This window comes from Sphingomonas sp. FG14 (assembly GCF_057809675.1).
The window spans coordinates 435,575-455,921 of record NZ_JBMDKK010000003.1 but is presented as its reverse complement, the minus strand read 5'-3'; the positions used below and the strand labels follow the sequence as shown (position 1 = coordinate 455,921).

At 65.1% G+C, this 20,347-nt stretch carries 18 protein-coding genes; 5 read left to right on the top strand and 13 right to left on the bottom strand.

Going from position 1 to position 20,347, the window contains the following annotated elements:
- Positions 1–183 precede the first annotated feature (183 nt).
- From zapE to ACODTA_RS14315, 5 genes are all read right to left on the bottom strand, one after another.
- Positions 184–1,296, bottom strand: a complete 1,113-nt coding sequence (zapE, locus tag ACODTA_RS14335) for a cell division protein ZapE (protein ID WP_489066590.1) — start codon at positions 1,294–1,296, stop codon at positions 184–186.
- A complete protein-coding gene (locus ACODTA_RS14330; protein WP_489066589.1) occupies positions 1,296–1,754 on the bottom strand; it encodes a PaaI family thioesterase in 459 nt (152 codons plus the stop codon). The genes zapE and ACODTA_RS14330 overlap by 1 nt, the downstream gene beginning before the upstream one ends.
- A gap of 117 nt (positions 1,755–1,871) precedes the next feature.
- Positions 1,872–2,654: a succinate dehydrogenase iron-sulfur subunit gene (locus ACODTA_RS14325; RefSeq protein ID WP_489066588.1), complete on the bottom strand. Its 783-nt coding sequence runs from the start codon at positions 2,652–2,654 to the stop codon at positions 1,872–1,874.
- Between the two features lie 98 nt (positions 2,655–2,752).
- Positions 2,753–3,547, bottom strand: coding sequence for an NTP transferase domain-containing protein (locus ACODTA_RS14320; RefSeq protein WP_489066587.1), 795 nt, complete (start codon positions 3,545–3,547; stop codon positions 2,753–2,755).
- Entirely contained in the window at positions 3,540–4,568 is a 1,029-nt protein-coding gene (locus tag ACODTA_RS14315; RefSeq protein ID WP_489066586.1) for a D-alanine--D-alanine ligase family protein, read from the bottom strand. The genes ACODTA_RS14320 and ACODTA_RS14315 overlap by 8 nt, the downstream gene beginning before the upstream one ends.
- 171 nt (positions 4,569–4,739) lie before the next feature.
- On the opposite strand from ACODTA_RS14315, the gene ACODTA_RS14310 reads away from it, so the two are divergent.
- Positions 4,740–6,227, top strand: a complete 1,488-nt coding sequence (locus ACODTA_RS14310) for a hypothetical protein (protein WP_489066585.1) — start codon at positions 4,740–4,742, stop codon at positions 6,225–6,227.
- 93 nt (positions 6,228–6,320) lie between these two features.
- Positions 6,321–7,286: an alpha/beta hydrolase gene (locus ACODTA_RS14305; RefSeq protein ID WP_489066584.1), complete on the top strand. Its 966-nt coding sequence runs from the start codon at positions 6,321–6,323 to the stop codon at positions 7,284–7,286.
- Between the two features lie 12 nt (positions 7,287–7,298).
- Here the strand turns inward: ACODTA_RS14305 and ACODTA_RS14300 are convergent, their stop codons facing one another.
- The 3 genes from ACODTA_RS14300 to ACODTA_RS14290 are packed head-to-tail and all read right to left on the bottom strand — an operon-like array spanning position 7,299 to position 11,464.
- Positions 7,299–8,672: an efflux transporter outer membrane subunit gene (locus ACODTA_RS14300; protein ID WP_489066583.1), complete on the bottom strand. Its 1,374-nt coding sequence runs from the start codon at positions 8,670–8,672 to the stop codon at positions 7,299–7,301.
- Between the two features lie 5 nt (positions 8,673–8,677).
- The gene (locus ACODTA_RS14295) at positions 8,678–9,793 is read right to left on the bottom strand and encodes an HlyD family secretion protein (protein ID WP_489066582.1); all 1,116 of its coding nucleotides are present in this window, start codon (positions 9,791–9,793) and stop codon (positions 8,678–8,680) included.
- Positions 9,794–11,464 (bottom strand): MFS transporter, encoded by a 1,671-nt coding sequence (locus ACODTA_RS14290; RefSeq protein ID WP_489066581.1) that lies wholly within the window; start codon positions 11,462–11,464, stop codon positions 9,794–9,796.
- 136 nt (positions 11,465–11,600) lie between these two features.
- Between ACODTA_RS14290 and copC the strand changes: the two genes are divergently transcribed.
- The 3 genes from copC to ACODTA_RS14275 all read left to right on the top strand — a co-directional run bounded on the left by copC (position 11,601) and on the right by ACODTA_RS14275 (position 13,834).
- Positions 11,601–11,999 carry a copper homeostasis periplasmic binding protein CopC gene (gene copC, locus ACODTA_RS14285; protein WP_489066580.1) on the top strand — a complete coding sequence of 133 codons (399 nt, stop codon included), beginning with the start codon at positions 11,601–11,603 and terminating at the stop codon, positions 11,997–11,999.
- Positions 12,000–12,003: 4 nt separating this feature from the next.
- Positions 12,004–12,861, top strand: coding sequence for a copper homeostasis membrane protein CopD (gene copD / locus ACODTA_RS14280; RefSeq protein WP_489066579.1), 858 nt, complete (start codon positions 12,004–12,006; stop codon positions 12,859–12,861).
- A 160-nt stretch (positions 12,862–13,021) separates the two neighbouring features.
- The gene (locus tag ACODTA_RS14275; RefSeq protein WP_489066578.1) at positions 13,022–13,834 is read left to right on the top strand and encodes a phytanoyl-CoA dioxygenase family protein; all 813 of its coding nucleotides are present in this window, start codon (positions 13,022–13,024) and stop codon (positions 13,832–13,834) included.
- Between the two features lie 48 nt (positions 13,835–13,882).
- Here the strand turns inward: ACODTA_RS14275 and ACODTA_RS14270 are convergent, their stop codons facing one another.
- From ACODTA_RS14270 to ACODTA_RS14250, 5 genes are all read right to left on the bottom strand, one after another.
- Positions 13,883–15,229: an MFS transporter gene (locus ACODTA_RS14270; protein ID WP_489066577.1), complete on the bottom strand. Its 1,347-nt coding sequence runs from the start codon at positions 15,227–15,229 to the stop codon at positions 13,883–13,885.
- Complete coding sequence (locus ACODTA_RS14265) at positions 15,226–16,116, bottom strand: hypothetical protein (RefSeq protein ID WP_489066576.1); 891 nt, start codon at positions 16,114–16,116, stop codon at positions 15,226–15,228. The genes ACODTA_RS14270 and ACODTA_RS14265 overlap by 4 nt, the downstream gene beginning before the upstream one ends.
- A gap of 79 nt (positions 16,117–16,195) precedes the next feature.
- Entirely contained in the window at positions 16,196–17,158 is a 963-nt protein-coding gene (locus tag ACODTA_RS14260) for a Gfo/Idh/MocA family protein (RefSeq protein ID WP_489066575.1), read from the bottom strand.
- 10 nt (positions 17,159–17,168) lie between these two features.
- Positions 17,169–17,957: a GntR family transcriptional regulator gene (locus tag ACODTA_RS14255; protein WP_489066574.1), complete on the bottom strand. Its 789-nt coding sequence runs from the start codon at positions 17,955–17,957 to the stop codon at positions 17,169–17,171.
- Positions 17,958–18,063: 106 nt separating this feature from the next.
- Positions 18,064–20,343 (bottom strand): TonB-dependent receptor, encoded by a 2,280-nt coding sequence (locus ACODTA_RS14250; protein ID WP_489066573.1) that lies wholly within the window; start codon positions 20,341–20,343, stop codon positions 18,064–18,066.
- Positions 20,344–20,347: the final 4 nt, after the last annotated feature.

Genomic DNA, 20,347 nt, shown 5'->3' with positions numbered 1-20,347 from the left:
CCTTGGAAGAGGTTCCACCCTCCGGAAATCTTTGCAACTTATAATTAGTTGCAATAAAGCGCTTTAAACCAGGATCGACCGGCACGATCGACACATGCCTTCCGATCATCCTGAACGCGGAAAATAGGGAAATCGATCCGGACCGTACGCCGCCTGACCGAGAAAACTCACGTCAGGGCGCGATCACTCCTGGCCATGGCCCCGGGCAAGATAATCGTCCGACTGCATTTCCATCAGCCGGCTCACCGTCCGCTCGAACTCGAAGGCGCCGTCGCCCTGTTCGTAGAGATGCTGCGGTTCCGCCGCCGCGCCCGCGAGCAGCTTCACCTTATGCTCGTACAGCGCATCGACCAGCGTGACGAAGCGCGCCGCCTCATTGCGGTTTTCGGGCCCGAGCCGGGGGATGCCGACGATGATCACAGTGTGATAACGGCGCGCGATCGCCAGATAATCAGCCGCGCCCCGCGCCTCGGCGCACAGCCGCTTGAACGAGAAGACCGCGACGCCCTTCAGGCTCTTGGGCACATGCATGCTTCGCCCGCCGGGGATCGGCAGCTCCTCCGACGGCACATGTGCGCTGTCTTCGGGCGGATAGTCGGTCAGGCGGAAGAACGCGTCGCGCAACGCATCGGTCGCCGCCTGGCCCAGCGGCGTGTGCCAGGTATCGACGCCGCTCAACCGCTCCAGCCGATAGTCGATGGGACCGTTCAATGTGATCACGTCCAGGTCGCGCTCGATCAGCGCGATGAAGGGCAGGAAATGCTCGCGATTGAGGCCGTCCTTGTACAGATCCTTCGGCGCGCGGTTCGAAGTCGCGACCACGGTCAGTCCGCGCGCCATCATCGCGGTGAACAGTCGCGACATGATCATCGCATCGGCGCTGTTATTGACCACCATCTCGTCGAAGGCGAGCAGGCGCGCCTCGCCCACCAGCGCTTCGGCGACGGGCACGATCGGATCGCCCGCCTCCTTCTGCCGCTCGACACGCAGACGGGCATGAACCTCGAGCATGAATTCGTGGAAATGGACGCGACGCTTGCGCTGGATGCGCAGGCAATCGTGGAACAGGTCCATCAGCATGGATTTGCCGCGCCCCACCCCGCCCCACATATAGACGCCGCGCGGCGGCTCCGGCGCTTTGCCCGCCAGCCGCCACAACACGCTGCCGCGCTTGGGCGTCGCCTCCAGCGCCTGTTGCAGCGCATTGAGCCGCTCGGCGGCGCGGCGCTGCTCGCGGTCGGGGCGAAGTTCGCCGGCGGCGACCAGCGCCTCGTAACGGTCGAGAACGTTGCTCACTATGCGTCCGATTTGCGCGTGGGTTTGCGGATGGTGCCGGAAAAGCCCGCCACCTTGTGATCGCCCTGGACGACGAGCCCGCGCAGGAACAGCAGCCGGCCGGTTTCGCGCAGCACCTCGACCACCGCGTCCATCGGCTCGCCGACCCGGCCCGCGCCGATGAACTGCACCGACAGATCGAGGGTGACCGCGGTGCCCGCTTCGATCAGCCCGAACAGGCGCGATCCGGCGAACAGCGCCACGTCGATGAATGCCAGGATCGTCCCGCCATGGAGGTTGTTCGACAGGTTGGAATGCACATGCTGCGGAAACATCCGCACCCGCGCCTGGCCGTCAGGATCCAGCCGCACCATCATCCGGCCGAGCAGACTGTTGAAGCGCGTGGGATCGCTCAGCTCCCACGTCATCCAGCCCGGATTGTCGGGATCGGGCTGATGGATGAAGGATGCCTTCGTCATGCCAAGCTCAGATCGTCACCCCAGCGAAGGCTGGGGTCTGCTGCCGGCTACGCGCCATCTGGTTGGCAGATCCCAGCCTTCGCTGGGATGACGCGGAAAAGATGAGCCGCCGGATCCTCAAATCTGCCGTTCGACGACCATCTTCTTCACCTCGGCGATCGCGCGGGCCGGGCTCAGCCCCTTGGGGCAGACATTGGAGCAGTTCATGATGGTGTGGCAGCGATAGAGACGGAACGGATCCTCCAGCTCGTCGAGGCGCTCGCCGGTCATCTCGTCGCGGCTGTCGGCCAGCCAGCGATAGGCCTGGAGCAGGATCGCCGGCCCCAGGAACTTGTCCGAATTCCACCAATAGCTGGGGCACGAAGTCGAGCAGCAGGCGCACAGGATGCACTCGTACAGACCGTCCAGCTTCGAACGATCCTCGGGCGACTGCAGCCGCTCCTTACCCGAAGGCGCCGGCGTCACGGTCTTCAGCCAGGGCTGGATCGACGCATATTGCGCATAGAAATGCGTGAAATCGGGCACCAGATCCTTGATCACGTCCATATGCGGCAGCGGCGTGATGCGGACTTCCTTGCTGCAATCCTCGATCGCGTGCGTGCAGGCCAGCGTGTTGCGGCCGTCGATGTTCATCGAGCAGGATCCGCAAATGCCCTCGCGGCAGGACCGGCGGAAGGTGAGCGAGGGATCCTGCTCGCTCTTCATCTTGATGAGCGCGTCGAGCACCATCGGCCCACAGGTGTCGAGATCGACCTCGAACGTGTCGTAACGGGGATTCTCGCCGCTGTCCGGATCGTAGCGATAGACCTTGAAGGTACGGACATTGCCGGCGCCATCGGCGGCCTTGTGCGCCTTGCCCTTCTTGACGGTGCTGTTCTTCGGCAGCCTGAACTCGGCCATTCGCTCGATCCCCGGGATGAAAGTCCGCCAAGCCGATAGTCCCAAGACCCCGGTGAGGGAAGACCTAAAACCGCTTCTTCAAAGACGAGGGGCGAAGATCACAACCCAAGCTTTTTCGCGAGCAAGCCTTCGGCGATCGCATAGGTGCGCTCATTGTCGACGTCGATCGCCTGGCTGCCGTCAGCCAGGACCACCGCTTCCATCCTGAGCCCGAAGCGGCGCGACGCCCGTTTCATGGCATTGTGGATCGACACCAGCTTGAAGCGCATCAGCAGGATGTTGATCAAGCCGAACGCAGTGATCAGCCGCTTGGGATTCTTGGCGAACTGCCCGCCCTCGCGGAACACCTCCACCCCCGCCAGCGCATGCGCGCCCGAAAGCCCGTAGAGGTTGCAGTTCGAATAGGCGTCGTCGCGAAATTCGTAGAAGCGCCGCTGCCCTTCCGGATGAACGGCATGGATCGCGCCGCGCGTGGTGAGCGCGGCGGCCGCGTCCGCTCCGCCGGCGAATGCGTCGAGCATCCGGCGCAACGAATCGTGGCTCAGCAGCACATTGTCAGCCGTCGTGATCAGGATCGGCGCCGGCACGCCGGCCGACGCGCTGATCACGCTCTCCGCGATGTTGGCATCCGACTCGACGAAGTCGATCGGAATGCCCGCCGGCGCATAGGCCGCGACCAGCGCGGTCAGTTCAGGAACCGCATCCGGCTCAACCGAAATGCGAATCAGCCCGACGCCGGGCATGGTCGTCAACGTGTCGAGCACGTGCGTGATCAGCGGCTTGCCGCAGATCGGCACCAGGCATTTGTGGCTGACCCCGGCGCGGACCGCGAGAGGATTCTCGACCCCGGCGCGCTGCGCCGCGAGGACGAGAACGGTGAAGCCGTCAGTCACCCGAAACCGCGCTCCGCTCGATCAGGCCATGACGCACCAGGCTTTCGCACAGGATCGTCTCGATCAGCGCTTCCTGCGAGATGCCCGCCGCCTTGGCCGAGCGGCCATAGACCTTTTGCGACCAGAGATTGCAGTTGAGGTTGACCTCCAGCATCTGAACCTCGCCCTTTTCCAGGTCGAGGCGGAATTCGTAACGGCCATAATCGAACGGGCGGAACACCTCGACCATCTTGCGGGTAAGCGCGTCGATCTTCGGCTGCCAGTACGAGTCCTGGAATTCGACGAGCTGATATTTCTGCGCGCGATCGACCAGGTCGCGCTTCTCGTAATAGGTGCGGAGATGGCTGGGATCGGCCTGTTCGAACAACATCATCGGCATGACATAGGGCTCGCCGTCGACGGTGATGACGGGCACCTCGACATCGCTGCCGTTGAGGAAGGGTTCGACGATCGCGTCGTGGCCCTGGGCGTGGATACCGGCGACTGCCTCCTCGACGCCTTTCCAGTCGAACGCATCGGAGACGCCCCAGCTCGCCGACGAGGCATTGGGCTTGATCACCATGCGCTCGGCCATCGGGCAATCGGACTCTCGCACCGGCGCGCCACGGCGATAGATCGCCCAGGGACTGGTTGGAACGCCACGCGACTTCGCTTCCAGTTTCGTCAGATGCTTGTCGTCGGACAGGCCGCGCACGATCGGCGACGCGCCGAGGAACGGGATGCCCAGGCGCGTGCACAAGAGCGGCAGCAGCATTTCCGAATTGAGGAAGCCGCCGCGATTGAGCAGCGGGAAGACGAAATCGGCGCCCGGATCCTCGAACAGCGCCTCATATCGATTGGCGAGCACCAGGTTGAGCCCCAGCCCTTCCAGGATCGTACGCACCTCATGATGATAGACGGCATGGTTGCCGTCCTCCGGGTGAAGCGATCCATCGCCCAGCGCGTGCTTCGCGATGAACATGATGCGGAGGCGATCCTTCGCCTCCTGCGGGATGCGGAGCGTCTTGGGCGTTTGAGTCACGAACCGGCCTTTTGCTTGAAACCGCGGCCATATAAGACCGGATCCGCCGGGGTGGAAGCGCCTTGCGTCCACATCACCCGATCGGCGCGCGAATAATAGGCCATGATTTTGCCGCAAGAACGCGGCATATGCGGCGGGCAATCCGCGTGATGATAGGGATTGGATCAAGTGATGAAGCCGAATGCCGCCACCGTCGATACCGCCGTCTTCGCCGACGCGGCGGCGGATCTCCTCACCCGGGGCGGCGATGCCCGCATCGTCCTCGATCCCGCGACCGGGCTGAACCAGTATTTCTCGTCGCCCCGCCCGTCCTCCGCGATCGCCTATGCCTCCTCGACCGCGAACGATATTTCAGCGCCCGCCTTCGACCATGTCTGTCGCAGGCTCGCGGAAGTCGCGCCCGATCTGATCCTGTCGCCAGAGGGTTACGAGGACGCGCTCGACGCGCTGCGCGCGCGCATCCGTCGCGCCTATCGGCTGGGCGACGGCGTCGAGGTCGTGTTCGCGCCGTCGGGCACCGACCTTGAATATGTCGGCCTCGCCCTGTGCAAGGAACGCAGCGAAGCGGGCATCCGCAACATCCTGCTCGGCGCCGACGAGGTCGGCAGCGGCTGCGTCTATTCCGCGCATGGCCAGTTCTTCGCGAGCGAGACCGCGCGCGGGATCAAGGTGGTCAAGGGCGAGCCGATGGGCGGGCGGCTGCCCGCCAAGATCGAACTCTACAACGTGCCCGTCCGCGACGATCGTGGCGCCGCCTATCGCCCCGAGGAAATCGCGCGGCGGATCGACCTGGCCGTCGACGAGGCGGCGCGCGCGCGCAAGCACACATTGGTCCATGTCGTCCACGGCTCGAAGACCGGGCTGGTGCTGCCCGCCTTCGAACATCTCGATGCGCTGGTCGATCGCCATGGCGATACGGTCAGCTTCATCGTCGATGCCTGTCAGGCGCGGATCACCAGCGCCGCCATCGCCGACTATCTGGCGCGCGGCTGCGCCGTGCTGGTGACCGGATCCAAGTTCATGGGCGGCCCGCCCTTCAACGGCTTCGCGCTGGTGCCACGCGCGATGGTCGAGGCGTCGGCGCCAATGCCCATCGCATTCTGCAAGATCTTCCGCCGCGCCGAATGGCCCGACGGCTGGCCCGATGCCGACCTGTTGCCGCGCGAGGCCAATCTGGGCCTGTTGCTGCGGCTGGAAGCATCGGTGTTCGAGCTGGAACGTTTCCAGGCGCTGGGTGCGGACCGGGTCACGCGCGTCATCCTGGCCTTCCACGCCGCCGTCCGCACCGCATTCGTCGAGCGGCTCGGCGGACGCCGCATGGCCCCCTATGCGCCGGGCGAGCGCGCCGAGGGCGATGCGCATCCGATCGAGATGCGGACACTGTCCACGATCGACATATCGGGCCTGCCGGGCAGCCCCGATTTCGACGAGGCCAAGCATATCCACCGCGCCTTGGTGGATGAGGGTGTACGGCTGGGCCAGCCCGTCAAATGCGTGCGGCTGCCCGACGGCCGCTGGGGCGGCACGCTGCGCGTGGGCCTGTCGATGCCGCAGGTCAGCGCGTTCGACGCGCTCGACGATGCCGCGCTCGAAACGCGGCTGGCCGGCGACATGGCGGTGATCGTCGATGCGATCGAGCGGGTGCGATCGGTCCAGTAAAGCCCTGGCCTGTCGCTTGCGGCACTCGCTGCGGCCTTCGGTTGATGTCAGTTTCTGAAGTGTCCGGCTGAAGCCGGAAAAGGGGGAGAGCATATGCGCATGTACGTTACGGCCTTGGCGGCCGTTCTGGCCTGTTCGTCGGCCGCGGTCGCCCAGGCCCCCGTCGCCCCGCCCAAGACCCCCGTCACCGTCGCCCGCTCGCAACAGGTTGACTTTACCGCCAAGGCGAACGGCAAGGATTACCGACTGTTTATCGCAGCGCCGCTCACCCCGCCGCCGCCGGGCGGCTATCCGGTGGTCTATGTGCTCGACGGCAACGCCTATTTCGGCAGCGTCGCCGAAGCGACGCGGGCGCGCAGCGCGCTGGGCGGTGAGATCGCCGGGGCGGTGATCGTCGGCATCGGCTATCCCACCGACAGTCTGATGACGATGATGGGCCGCCGCTTCTACGATCTGACGCCCGCCCAGCCGACCGACGGCGAACGGCAGAAGATGGAAACCACCATGAAGCTGATGGGGGTGAACGGCATCGAATATGCCGGCGCGGACGTACTGCTCGACATCATCGAGAAGGAGATCAAGCCGCTGGTCGGCGCCAGCCTGCCGATCGATCCGAAGCGCGGCGTGCTGCTGGGTCATTCGATCGGCGGACTGGCGGTGCTCAATGCCCTGTTCAAACGGCCATCGGCCTTTGACGCCTATATCGCGATCAGCCCGTCGATCTGGTGGGCGGGACGCGCGGTGCTGAAGGACGAGCCGGCATTCGCCAGCAAGCTCGCTACAGGCCTTTCCCCCCGCGTCTTCATCGGCGTCGGCAGCCTGGAACAGGCGCTCCCCGATCAGTTGCCTCCCGGCATGACGCGCGAGCAGGCGACCGCACATATGGCCGAGGCGGCGATGGTCGACAATGCGGTCGCGCTCGGGAAGCAGCTTCAGAGCCTGAAGGGCGGCGCCGGCTACAAGGTCGTCTACAAGGTGTTCGACGGCGAAACCCATGGCAGCGTGCCCTGGGCGACCTTCAAGCCGGCATTCGACCTCGCCCTGCCGGCGAAGCCCTGATCCGCTCGCAGGCTATCGCGGCATCGCCGCGATAGCCTGCGGGCTCCAGCCGCCACCCATCGCCTGATAGAGCTGAACGCGCGCCACCAGCGCGTCGCTGCGGATCTGAACCAGGCTCAGTTCGGCGCCGAGCAAGCCACGTTGCGCGTCAAGTTGCTCCAGATAGGGCGAATAGCCTTCGCGATAGCGATTGGTCGCCAGCCTCAACCCCTCGGCCAGCGCGTCGCGCTGGCTGGTCGCGAAGCCGCGTTGCTCGTCAAGGCGTTTCACGGCCGCCAGCGCGTCTTCCACTTCGCGGAAACCGGCGAGCACCGCCCGGCGATAGGCGAAAGCCGCCTGATCGCGCTGCGCGCCCGCCGCCTCCACCTGCCCCGTTAGCCGTCCCCCCTCGAACAGGGGCGCCAATATGCTGCCGCCGATGGACCATATGCCGATCGGATCGGCAAGCAATGTGGACAGCGCCGCACCGGCTGATCCCGTCAGTCGCAGTTGCGGCAGGAAACGCTTGCGAGCAGCGGACAACGAGGCGTCGGCTGCGGCAAGCTGATATTCGGCGCGTGCGATATCCGGCCTCCGGCGCAACAGATCGGATGGCAGCCCGTCAGGCAGGGCAGGTTCAGTCAGACGATCGAGTCGGCCCCGCGCGACCGCCGCCGGCGTATCCCCGGTCAGCAGGTTCAATCCGTTCTCCTGCCGGGCGATGGCGAGTTCGATCTGCGGAACAATCTGCGCGGTCGCGTCATATTCGGCCTGCGCCTGCTGCAACTCCAGCTTCGGTGAATAACCGGTGCGCACGCGCGATGTCGCGACCTTGAGCGAGTCGGCGCGTGCCGCCAGCGTCTGGCGTGCGACGGCAAGCCGGGCATCGAGCCCGAGCAGCGTGACATAGCCGCTCGCCACCGCACTCGCGACCACCAGCCTGACGGTGTCTCGCGCGGCCTGGCTGGCGAGCCAGGCGTCGCGCGCCGCCGAACGCTGATCGGCCAGCCGGCCGAACAGATCGATTTCATAGGCCGCCTGGAATTGCGGCTGCGCCGCGCTTTGCTCCGCCGGCTTGCCGAATGGATTGACGCTGCGCGAACGGCTGCCGCCGATGCCGGCGTCGAGCGTCGGCAGCAGTTGCGCGCGCGCCAGCATCTCGTTTGCCCGGGCCTCGCGCACCCGGCCGGCGGCGACGCCGATATCGGCATTGTTGGCGAGTGCCCGCTCGACAAACGCGGTCAGCGCGGGATCCCCGAACCCGATCCACCAGTCGCGGTCGAGCGGCGCCGTCGGCCCGGCATCGGTGCGCCACGCGGCCGCCGGCTGGACGGGCTCGACCTTCGCCGTCTCCACCGCCGGCCCGGCGCAGCCAGCAAGCAGGAGCGGCAGGATCAGGGCACGCATGCGCGTCACCGGGCGGCACCGCGCGTGTCGATCCGCGCTTCGACCGACATGCCCGGACGCAGCCGCCGCGCGGCTGCCTGGCCCGGATCGATGCGGATGCGCACCGCGATGCGCTGCGCCACCTTTACGAAATTGCCCGTGGCATTGTCCGCCTTGATCACCGCGAATTCGGATCCCGCCGCCGGCGCCAGATTCTCCACCCGCCCGGTCAAGGTCTCGCCCCCCAGCGCGTCGACGCGGAAGCTGGCGCCCTGGCCAATCGCGATCCGGCGAGTCTGGGCCTCCTTGAGATTGGCGATCACCCACAGATCGTGCGGCACCAGGAACATCAGCTGCGTGCCGGCGGTGACGAAGGCGCCGTTGCGGACGCCGATCTCGGAAAGCTGCCCATCGGTGGGCGCACGAATCACGGTGTTGTCGAGGTCGATCTGGGCAAGATGCAATTGTGCCTTCGCCGCCTCAACCCCGGCCTCGAGCCCGCTGCGCCCGACGATCACGGTGCGCACGTCCTGCGTGCCGATGGCGCGGCCCGCCTCGGCCTGACGCACGCCCGCCTGCGCCGCGAGCAGAGCGGCGCGCGTCTGATCGCGCTCACGCGCGGAGATCGATCCGTCGGCGATCAGCGCGTCGGCGCGGCGCATATCGGCCTGGGCGCGGACAAGTTGCGCGCGCGCATTGGCGATGGCGGCATCCTGGCTCTGCGTCGCCACCTCGCGCGAGCGTTGCGCCTGCGCGGAATTGGCGAGCGCGGCTTCCTGCGCGCCGACGTTGGCCAGCGCCTGCGCGACACGGGCGCGATAAATGCGGTCGTCGATCGTCGCCAGCACCTGCCCCGCCTTCACCTCGGCGAAATCCTGTACCGCCACATTGGTGACATAGCCGCTCACCTGCGGGCTGATGATCGTCACCCGGCCGCGCACATAGGCATTGTCGGTCTTTTCGGCATAGCCCGCGAAGGGCGGCAACTGCCACGCATAAAGGATCGCCAGCACCGCCAGCACCGCGATACCGATGATCGCGATTATCACCGCCCTGCCCTTCGCCGGCGGACGCCAGCCGCCGGGCGGCGGATCGATCTGCGGATCGCTTTCGGGTGCGGGATCGGCGGTGGTTTCGGCCATTTACTGCTCCTTGGCGCCCTGCGCCTGCATCATCTGCTGCTGCAACTGGATTACTGGCGAGATTTCGCCGCGTCGGCGGATCGACCAGCGGATCGCGAACCCCCAAAGCGCCGTCAGCACCGCGAGCACGCCCACCAGCATGAACACATCGTTGAACGCCAAGATATGCGCTTCGCGCGTCACCTGCTGCGCCAGTAGCACAGTCCCTTCGGCGCCGCGCAGCGCGGGATCGCCGACCACGCCGGAAACCGCGCCCGATCCGGCGCGGATCCTGGCCACGACCAGCGGATCGGTCATCACGATCGACTGGACGAGTTCGTGCGAATGCACCTTCTCGCGAATCACCTGGAAAGTGCCGAGCAGAGCATTGCCGGCAAGTCCGCCAATGCTCTGGCTCAGGCTGAACAGCACGACGAAGCTGATGAAATTCTTGGGGCCGGCCAGCAAGGTCCGCGCGATGCCGATCACCATTGCTTGCGCCATGAACAGCAGCGCCGCGAAGCCGATGATCGCCTGGCTCAGATACAGGCTGCTCGGCCGCGTCAGATTGGTCGCGTCAGCATCCATGAACGCGCCCACCGCGATCAGGACAACGGCGATGGTGATCGGACGCGCGACATTGTCCGGGCGAAAGGTGACGATCGCGGTCACCAGCCCCGCGATCGAAGCGGCGAGCACGATCAGGTTCAGCGTCACCATCTGATCGTTGAGCATGCCGAGCACGGTGAGCAGCCCGACCGAACCGAAAGCCTGTTCGGACAGCAGGATCCGCACCGATGCCGCGATCAGCATCAGCCGCAGCATCTCGCGCGTGCCCAGCCAGCGCGTGTTGATCAGCGGATTGGGTCGATGATGCTCGACCAGCAACGCAGCCGCGATCATGACGACGCTGCCCGCCAGCGCCCAGCCCAGCCATTCGCGATCTGTCCACCACTGGATGCGCCCTTCGGACAGCACCGCGATCAGCAGCCACAGGCCGGGCGCGAGCAGGCCGACGGTGAGGAAATCGAGCGGCTCGAACACCTTCTCGCGCTCGCTGGGCGGCAACGGCAATGCCATCACCGCCGCCAGCGTCGCAAGCGCCAGGCCCAATTCGAACCAATAGAGCATATGCCAGTCGCCCCAGTCGAGCAGGCCGGGCGACAGCACGCGCGCCAGCGGCGTGGCGAGTTGGGGAACGCTGATGCCGATCATCACGCCCGCCAATCGCTTGGCCGCCGGCATCGACTGCATCAGATAGAGGATGGTCAGCGTCGAAAGACCACTGGCCGCGATGCCACTGACCGCGCGCACCGCCACCGATGTCCAGAATCCATGGACAAACAGATGCAGCAGCGTCGCCAGCGCGTAGGTGGCGAGCGTGTAACGGATGAAGGGCTGCAACCCGAATTGCTGGCGATATTTCACCAGCAGCAGGTTCGCGGTGACGTTGGTCATGAAATAGGCGGCGGTCAGCCAGGCGCTTTCGTCGCTATTGAGGCCGAGCGTCCCTTGCGCGAAATTGAGATTGACCGTGACCAGCGCGTTGCCGAGGCCGCCGGTGATGCCGATCAGGCAGCCGATCGCAAAATAGAAGCGCCGCCGCCGTTCCGGATGATCGGGATTTGCGGGCGACCCCGGCAGCGTCGGGCGTTCATGGGGCTTGAAGACATAAGGTGCCGTGCTGGTCATGACGCGTCCGGGCAATTCGCGGACGACTATGGGATCAGGGCCGCCAATTGCAACCGTCGCTTAATGCATGGCACCCGTGTGAGCGTCCGAAAGAATGGTGCGAAGATACGAGGGGCGCGGCTTTTCGTCGCGTAGAATGATCGCAACGTCGAGGAGACTGGAATTGAGACTATTGCTTTCCGTGGCCGCCGCCGCGCTGCTGTTCCCCGTGGCGGCGATGGCGCATCCGTCGTTGGTCGGCGCCAATCCGGCCGCCAATGCCAGCGTGCCGCGTACCGCCACGATCACGCTCAGCTTCAGCGAGAAGCTGATGCCCAAATTGTCGGGCGCCAAGCTGATCATGACCGGCATGCCCGGCATGAAGAACCATCCCGACATGCCGATGAAGGCAGCCGCCTCCGTCGGCCCCGACGGCAAGACGATCGTCGTCAAGGCCGCCTCGCAGCTTCCGGCGGGCAGCTACCGGGTCGATTGGCATGTCGTCTCGTCGGATACGCACCGCATCACGGGATCGCACAGCTTCTCGGTGCGGTGATGCGATGATCGATGCGGCCTCGGCGATCACTCGCTTCGTCGTCCATCTCGATCTGCTGCTGCTCTTCGGCCTCGCCGCCTACCCGCTCCATGGCGACGGAGCAGCGCGGCGGCCGGGCTGGTTGACCGTGCTGGCGGTCGCGGGCTTGACTGCAAGCCTGTTCGGCTTCGTCGCCATGGCCGCAGGCATGGCCGGCGCGACGCTGGCGACGCTCGACCGCGAAACCGTGACGATGATCGCGCTCGAAACCGATCCGGGGCGCGCATTTCTGGTTCGTGCGGCAGCGCTTGCGCTTGTCGTGCCGTTCGCATGGCGCCCGGGCATCGCCAGCATATTCGCTGGAGCCGCACTCGCCAGCCTCGCCTGGTCGGGCCATGCCGCGATGCATGAGGGACTGGCGGGCATAGTCCACCGCACCACCGACATCCTCCATCTGCTCGCGGCCGGCGCATGGATTGGCGCGCTGGTCCTGTTGCTGGCGATGATCGTCGACCGGTCGACGGCAACCGTCCGGTTGCACGATGCACTGTCACGCTTCGGCACAGCGGGGTCGATCCTCGTCGGGTCGATCCTGCTGACCGGCTTTGCCAATCTCTGGTTCGTCGTCAGTACGGACGCGCTCGCCCGGCTGCCCGACACCATTTACGGGCGCCTGCTCGCCCTCAAGCTCCTCGCCTTTCTCGCGATGCTCGCGCTTGCCGCGAACAATCGCTGGCGGTTGACCCCGCGTCTGCATGGAGACGCGGTAGACACCGCACCGGCACGGCACGCGTTGCGGACAAGTATCGGATGCGAAGCGGCCTTCGCCGCCGTCATCGTCACGCTCGTCGCCATTCTGGGCAATCTCTCGCCACTCGACTGACATCGCTGATGGAGCCTCGCAGGCCGGGCCATTCGAATGCCGAGATGCCGCGCATTCGCGATCCGAATTGTCATCACTTTTCATTTTTGATAGAGAATCGATCACATAGATAAAATAAATCGAATCGATCGAGGCATGGGCCTCCCGAAATGCGAGTTTCATGCACATCGCCACTCAACCCAAACCGCATCCGCTCAATCGCGATTTCCAATGGCAGGACGTACCGGCAGAGCGAATGCTCAGCGCGCTTACGCGCGAGCAGGTCGCGGCCTTCGATCGCGACGGATTCCTGCGGATCGAGAATGTGTTCACACCGCAGGAGATCGACTCGGTGATGCAGGCGATCGATCCGATCGAGGCGGCTTACGAAACCTATGTCTCCGAAGAACAAGGCGGCAGCTTCCGGCTTACTTCCGCCGGCACCATCACCTTCACCGCGCATATCGTGAAGAAGTCACAGAGGCTGCGCGATTTCGCCGCCCACCCCGCCATTCGCGCCATATTGCACGATCTGATCGGCGGTGGCGTCCGGCTCTATTGGGATCAATCGGTCTACAAGAAGACAGGCAGGAAGCAGGAATTCCCCTGGCATCAGGACAATGGTTATACCTTTATCGAGCCCCAGCAATATCTGACCTTGTGGATCCCGCTGGCCGATGTCGACGAGGAGAATGGCTGCCCCTGGATCGTGCCCGGCCTGCATCGTGGCGGGACGATCGAGCATTGGGCAACGCCGATCGGCCTCAAATGCCTGGAGGACGCGCAGGGCGTGGCCGTCCCCGGCAAGGCGGGCGACATCATCCTGTTCTCGTCGCTGGCGCCGCATCGCACCGGCCCCAATCTATGCGACGGCACCGTCCGCAAGGCCTATATCCTGCAATATGCGCCCGACGGTGCCTACACGATCGTCAACGGCGAGCAGATCACGCAGAACGATCCCGAGCGGCAATTCATGGTCGTGCCGGCGGATTGAACGCGTAAGCCACCATACTGTAATCGTGCATCCCCGAAGCAAGGCGCCTCATTTCCGCGCCGCCAGCTCCCGCACGATATCGTCGTGCATCCGGCCGCGCAGCGGGTAGAAGGTCATCGCCGCGCCCGCCAGGACAAGCCCGATGGCAGGAAGCGCGGTCATCAGCAGTTTCATATCGGCCAGCGTCTCCACGCTTTGCGCGACATTGGCGCTATAGCCGATCAGTTCCAGCAACCAGCCGTAAAGCCCCGCGCCCAGCCCCAACGCGACCTTGAGGAAGAAGGCGCCGAGCCCAAAGACGAAGCTTTCCGTCCGCATGCCCGTGCGCCACTCGCCATATTCGACGGTATCGGGCAGCAGCGACCAGAAACCCAGCGCCAGCCCCAGGCTCGTCACATGCATCCAGACGAAGAAGCCAATGGCGAGGCCCACCGACCGGATATCGACGAGCGCAAAGAAACCGAGCCCCGCCAGCCCCCAGACGACCGCCGCCAGCCAGGCGGCACGCTTGCCGATCCATTTGGTGACATAGACCCAGGCCGGAACGATCAGCAGGCCGCTCGCCGCCGTCACGCTCAGCGCCTGACGGCCCGCCGCCTCGTCGCCCAGATAATATTTGAAATAATAGAGCACCGATTTGCCGAGCGCGGTCGAGCAGACCACGCCGGTGCAGATCGCGATCACGACCACCCAGAGCGCGCGATTGTCGCGCAGGGCCGGCCAATAATCCGCCAGCCGCTCCGGCCCCTTGTCGAGCCCGGTTTCCTCCGGCTCGCGCGTCGCGAGGAACACGAGCGGCAGGACAATCGTGGCGATCAGCGCGAATATGCCCGCCGCCCAGAAAAAGCCGCGCGCGGTATCGCCGCCGCCAAGCATCGCGGCCAGCGGCTGGGTCAGGCTGGCGACGGTGAGGCCCGCCAGTGTCGCGAAGATGATGCGCCCGCCCGCGATGGTGCCGCGCTCCAGCGAGTCCGGCGTGATCCGCGCCGACATCGCGGTATAGGGGATCGACGCAACGGTATAGGCGATGCGGAAGATGATGTGCGCGGCGAGCATCCAGAGCGCGAGCCCTGCCCCTTCGAGCGGCGGCCTGTAGTAGAGCAGCATGAAGGCGATGCCGGTGAACGGCGCGCCGAACAGGATATAGGGGCGGTATCGCCCCCAGCGCGTCCGCGTCCGATCGGCGATCGCGCCCATGAACGGATCGATCGCCGCATCGAAGATCGAGGCGACCATGTAGATGAGCCCGGCGACGCCCGCGCTCAGCCCCACCGCGTCGGTGTAGAAGAAGAGCAGGAACAGCGAGACGCTCTGCCAATAGAGATTGAATGCATAATCACCGACGGTGAAGCCGAGGATCCGTCCGAAACCGAGCTTTTGCGCGGGCGCGCTCATGCGGCGACTGCAAGATTGGCGCGCGCAGCGGCGAAACAATGCTCGGCGATGTCGATCAGATGCCGCGCCTCGGTCCAGCGGTCGCTTTCCTCGCGCATCTCGCCATCGGGCCCCGGCACCATCTTGGGATAGAAGGCGCGCGCGGGCAGCAGTTCGGGATGGACGGCCAGATAATCGCCCGGCCCGGCCGATCGCAAAAAGCCCTCACAGGCCGCCGTCCACATCCGCCGATAATAATCGGTATGCCGCGCCTCGGCCGGGTCGCTTGCGGTCACCTGCCCGAAGGCGTTGGAGGAAACACGCAGATGCAGGAAGCGCGTGCGATCGAAGACCGGCGCAAGCGCCACGAACTTCATCTCCATGTCGCCATAGGTGAATTCATGGCCGATATACCAATGCGCGAAATCGCCGTTGAAGCGCAGTTCGGGCAGGCGTTCGATCAGGTCGAGCGTGCGCCGGATATCCTGCGTCATCGTCGCGCGGTGCGTCTCCAGATAGACCGGATGCCGCTCGCTCTCCGCGATCTCCAGCATCGCCTCGGCCAGGCGGGTCATCTCGTCGTCGCTTTCCAGCCCGGTGCCAAGATGGACGGTGGTGCAATCGCATCCGGCATCGCGGAACCAGCGCACGCGCTCGCGCATCTGCGCCACATCGTCGAAGATCCGCATCATGCCCGTCGGGATCAGGCCGGCGGCGACCGCCTTGTCCGGCTCGATGGTCTGCAATGCTTCATAACCCGCCGCCTTGATCGCGGCGTTGATCTCCTCGGTCGATCCCCTGGGGCCAGCCGACCATTCGGGCAAGGCGGCGGGCGTGACGAAGCTGATCCCGTGCAGCAGACGCGGCGCGCGCGCCGACCCGTCATTGGTATTGGGTACCGACGCCATGAATCCTCCCGCAGTCTCGTTGCGGGAATAGTTTATTTAAAATCCGATACAGTCAACAGATTCGATCTATTTTGACGGCTTACCACCCGCCGGCGGCGCGGATTCGGTCGATCGCGCGCATCGAATGGACAAAATCATCCTCGGGCAGTGGAAATGGCCGGCCATCGAGCAAGGTGTCGCAGATCGCGTTCAGTTGCGCGGTCCAACTGCTCGGCCCCGACACCTCCTCGATCAGGATCTCGCCTTCGATCCTTGTTTCGAGCCGATTGCCCCGGTGCGGAACGACGATCCTGTCGGCAAGCAGGGTTCCGCGATCGCCCGCGACGGCCAATTCCATCACGACAGGCTTGGTGAACGAGCTCGAAACCTCCGCGATCACACCCCCATCGAAGCGCAGCCTTGCCGAGAAATCGGCATCGACCCCCTCGACCAGATCGGCGGTCACGGACTCGATCTCGAACGCCTCGCCCAGCAGCCTGCGGCAAAAGGCGAGCGGATAGACGCCCAGATCCATCAGTGCGCCGCCGCCCTGGGCGGCATCCCAGCGGAATTCGCCGGGCGTGCGCGGCAGCAAGACATCGAACCGACCGACGACATGACGGATCGGGCCGAGCACGCCACTCGCGACGATCGCTTCGACCTTGCGAAAGAGCGGATGATGCGGCGAATGCATCGCTTCGAACACGCGAACGCCCCTGTCCCGCGCCAGGGCGAGGACGCGCTCGGCCTCGCGCGCGTCCAGCCCGAACGGCTTTTCGACAAGCACATGCTTGCCCTGTGCGATCGCCCGCGCCGCCCATTCGGCGTGGTGCGCGGGCGGCGTCGCGACATAGACCAGATCGATCCCGGGATGGGAGACCAGCGCCGCATAGTCGGCCGCGACGATCGCGACATCATGTTCGCGCGCGAAATCCGCCGCCCTGCCGGGGTCGCGCGCGGCGATCGCCGCCAGCACCGCGCGCGGCTCCGCCGCGACCGGATCGACGATGCCCGCCCTGGCGATGCGCGCGGCGCCCAACAGGCCGATGCGCAGCCGCTCCATCGCGCGGCGCCTATGCTGCCGTGGACTGCGTAGCCGCCGATGCGGCCCGGCGTCGGCGCGGCTTGTTCTCGAGCGCCGCCAGCGACGCGCGGATCGAGACACGCATCGGTTCGCCGGTCTCGAAGAAGCGATCGAGCAACGCATTGAGGTGATCGACATCGCCGGCGACGATCGCATCGACGATCACGCGGTGCTCGGCATGGCTGTCGCGTTCACGATCGGTCGCCATGTCGGCGCAGAGATTGACGTAGCGCTCGGCGCGATCGCCCAGATCGCCGACGATCCCGATCAGCAGCGGCGATCCGCAGCCGGACAGGATCTCGTTGTGCAGATTCTTGTACGCATATTGCCACAGCTCGCGATCCTCGGGCTCGGCATCGGTCATCACCTTGCGGATCTTCATCGAGCGGTGCAGCGCCAGCACGACGCGTTCCTCCCAATCCTCGTCACCACGCTCCACCGCCATGGTCAGCGCGAGATGATAGGTGCGCTGATAGATATCGATCAGATCGGCATAGTCGGTCGATGATATGCCGGCGACGCGATAGCCCTTCTGGTGCTCGTGCACGACCAGGCCGCTCGCCGAAACCAGCAGGATCGCCTCGCGCACCGGGCTGTGGCCGACATTGTAGAATTTGGTGAGCTGTTCGACCTTCAGCCGTTCGAGCGGCTCGAACACGCCGCGCACGATGTCGCGCCGCAACCAGTGCGCCGCCGCCTGGGTGGGATTGGTGCGGACATCGATTCCGGCCTGAAGGCGGGGATCCTTGAAGGTTGCGACGGAAACCAGACGCGCCACGGCAGCCCTTTCGGTTGACGGATGATGTGTCACCTTAAGCACCGCCGGGGCAGGATGAATAGTCTCTTGCGAAATCGCCGTCGATTTCCTCGATTCGATCGAATCTTTAGAAGTTAAGCGAGAAACCCAGGCCGATCACGCGGCGCGCCTCGTAGAGCGGATATTGCTGCGTGTTGCCCGCGCTGCCGAGCACGGTTCCGCCGATCGTCGTCGCGAAATTCTTGTCGGTCAGGTTTCGTCCGAAAAGCTGAACCTGCCAGAAATCGTCGCTGCTCGCGATCGCGATCGATGCGTTGACCAATGCGTAGCGCGGCTGGATCAGCGCGTCGAAGACCGGAAAGCCCTGCGCGGTGGCCGAACGATAGTTCATGTTGGCGTCGAGCTGCAGCTTGACCGGTCCTCCGCCCAGCGCATCGACATAGCTGGCCTGGAGATTGGCGGAGAATTTGGGCGCGTGCGGCAGCACCGTGCCCGAAATATCCTGCTGCCCGCCGACACAGCCCTGCGCCGCGGTCTGCCCCGGAAAGCATTGCGCGTTGGGAAAGCTCTTGAAGGTTGCGTCCATATAGGATGCGCTGGCGCTGAGCGTGAAATCCACGTCGCCGCGCGGCCGCCAGCTTATATCGCCCTCTACCCCGTTGGATTCCAGCTTCGCCGCGTTGATCAGATAATAGATCGAGGTCGGCCCCGGCGCGCGTGCGGAGATCTGATAATTGTCGACGGTCAGATGGAACGCGGTCAGGTTGACCGTCAGCCCCGCATCCGGCCAGCTCGTGCGCACGCCCAGTTCCCAGTTGGTCGGGCGTTCCGGATCGACGTTGCGCAATTCGGGAAAGCCGATGCCGGTATCGTAGCCGCCGGCCTTGAAGCCGCGCGTGACCGTCGCGAAGACATTGGCGTCCGGGCTCAGGTCATATTGCGCGCCCAACCGCCAGACAAAGCCGGTATCGGTCTTCTTGGCCTGGGCGAACTGGGTGGCGCTGCTGCGCGTGTCGAGCCGCAGCTTGTTCGCGGTCGCCGTCTCGCTGAGCCAGCGCGCGCCCGCGATCAGCCGGAAATTCTTGGCGACATTGATATTGGCCTGGCCGAACACCGCGTAATTGTCGGTGGTCGCATTGTTGGTGACGACCCGGCCGGCATAGGCGGCGGCGCTCGACTTGTTGTCCTGGTACGACACCGACGTCACGGAACTGTGGAAATAGAAAACGCCCGCGACATAGTCGATCAGCCCACCCTTGGGCGAGGTCAGCCGCAATTCCTGCGAGAATTGCCGCTGGTCGAAATCGGCATAATTGACGTCGTAGATGTTGGTCGGCGAACTGTCGGTATCGAGGCCGTCGATCGTGTGCCACGACCGGAAGGCCGTGATCGAGCTGATCGCATAGCCGCTGTCCGTCTCATATTCATTGTCGAGCGAGACGCCCCAACTATCGATATCGGAACGGACCAAGCCGTTGACGTTCTGCTTCTCGTTGGTCGGCGACGGCACGATGCCCGCCGCGATCTGGCTGGCCTCGATCGCATTGGGCGGCACCGTCACCGAACGCAGCGTCCAGATGCAGCAATCGGAGCGCCGGCGCCACCAGTCGCCGATCAATGTCGAGGTGAAATTGCTGCTCGGCGTCGCCTCGATCTTGCCGCGAAAGCCATAATCGTTGCGGTTGTTGAGCCGGCGACCGTCGAACACATTCTCGACATTGCCGTCACGCTTGTTCAGGCGCGCCGAGAACAGTACGCGGACGTCGTCGCTGATCGGCCCGGTGACGAGCCCGGAGAATTTGCGCTCGTTAAGCGGCCAGGCCCAGCTTCCCGAAACCCTGCCCTCCCAATGATCGGACGGGCGGCGCGTGACGACGTTGATCACGCCCGCCGATGCGTTCTTGCCGAACAAGGTGCCCTGCGGGCCCCGCAGCACCTCGATCCGCTCGATATCGGGAAGATCGGCGAGCGAAGCGCCCGACTGGCCGAGCACGACGCCATCCATCACATAGGCGACGCTACCCTCGACCGACTCCGATGAGAAGGAGGTCGTGCCGATGCCGCGGATATAGAAGCCGAAGCTGCGCGGGCCGGCGGCGTTGAGCACCTGCACGCCGGGCACGATATATTGAAGGTCGGTCGCCTCGTTGAGGTTGAGTGCCGAGAGCGTCTCGCCGCCGACCACCGCGATCGAGATCGGCACATCCTGCAACCGCTCCGCACGCTTCTGTGCGGTGACGACGATGTCCCCCGGATCGGCCTCGCTCTCGGCCGCCTGAGCGGGTGCGGCCTGCCCGTCGGCGGCGAATGCCGGAGACGCGGCCAATGCAAGACCAGAAACCGTTCCGCACAACAGTACGCGACGGAAACGCACCCATTCGGACGACAGAATCCCGGAGCCGATCATCCCA